The following is a 1,572-nucleotide window of genomic DNA, read 5'->3' as shown; positions in this document are numbered from 1 at the left end:
AACATCATAGCCTTTAGTCGCTGTCACTATGCCCGTGTTACCCGCAGCATCTGTGGCTTCAATTGATACATCTAGGGTGGTATCGCCATCTTTAACCAGCTCAGAGCCTGGTACAGCAATACTAAAGTTGCCGTCTTGATCCACCACTCCTGTGTACGCTTTACTATTAACCGTAAGCGTTACCATATCACCGGCACTAAAGTCGCCAGTTACACGACCGGTAACAGCAACATCTTCTTGTGCTTCTGTTGCATTGATAACGTTATCATCAGTAATGTCATTAATAACAAGCTGCGTGGAGCTGTTATTTGGCGCTGTCGTATCTGCTGTTGGTACAGTCTCAGACGCATCTGCACCTGTGTTACCCGCTTTATCGGTCACGCTTGCAGTCACATTAGTACCAGGTTGTACCTCTACGTTATAACCATTGACTAAAATAGTGTTGTCAACAGTAACCTCTTGCTGATCATTACCAACAGTCACTGTTAGGGTGTCTCCAACCTCAGTGCCCGCAGGCATATCGATATTGACTGTAATGGTGCCATCACTGCCTACATCTTCAGCGTTGTATTCACCCCCTTGACCGGCACTTGGTACAGGCACAGTAATCGTAGGGGCTTCAGGCGCATCTGTGTCCACTTTATAACCACGATCTGTACTTGCTGTACTGGTATTACCAGCAGCATCTTCAGTGGTAATACTGGCGTTAACTAGGGTGTTACCCGTTAAGCTACTGGTAGGTACATCTACACTATAGCTGCCATTTGCTTGTACTTGAGCGGTATAAGTGTCACTGCCAATGGTTAAGGTGACGATATCATTCTCATTAAAGTCTCCTGTCACCTCACCTGTGATCGTGGTGTTTGCCTCATTAGCCTCGTCGCTATTGATCACATCATCGCCTGCGATGGTGCCTATGCTAATGCTAAGACTAGGCGCTTTGGTATTAACATCATAGCCTTTAGTCGCTGTCACTATGCCCGTGTTACCCGCAGCATCTGTGGCTTCAATTGATACATCTAGGGTGGTATCGCCATCTTTAACCAGCTCAGAGCCTGGTACAGCAATACTAAAGTTGCCGTCTTGATCCACCACTCCTGTGTACGCTTTACTATTAACCGTAAGCGTTACCATATCACCGGCACTAAAGTCGCCAGTTACACGACCGGTAACAGCAACATCTTCTTGTGCTTCTGTTGCATTGATAACGTTATCATCAGTAATGTCATTAATAACAAGCTGCGTGGAGCTGTTATTTGGCGCTGTCGTATCTGCTGTTGGTACAGTCTCAGACGCATCTGCACCTGTGTTACCCGCTTTATCGGTCACGCTTGCAGTCACATTAGTACCAGGTTGTACCTCTACGTTATAACCATTGACTAAAATAGTGTTGTCAACAGTAACCTCTTGCTGATCATTACCAACAGTCACTGTTAGGGTGTCTCCAACCTCAGTGCCCGCAGGCATATCGATATTGACTGTAATGGTGCCATCACTGCCTACATCTTCAGCGTTGTATTCACCCCCTTGACCGGCACTTGGTACAGGCACAGTAATCGTAGGGGCTTCAGG

General features: G+C 46.7%; 1 protein-coding gene. It reads right to left on the bottom strand.

The features are described 5' to 3' along the window. Nucleotides 1-1,572 (bottom strand): Ig-like domain-containing protein (locus tag AC2SLM_RS12750; protein ID WP_486554265.1); only part of this gene is annotated, 1,572 nt, incomplete at both ends.

It is taken from the genome of Psychrobacter sp. CX16, assembly GCF_057396245.1.
Note: the sequence above shows the minus strand (reverse complement) of the source record. Positions and strands in the feature narration are given on the sequence as shown.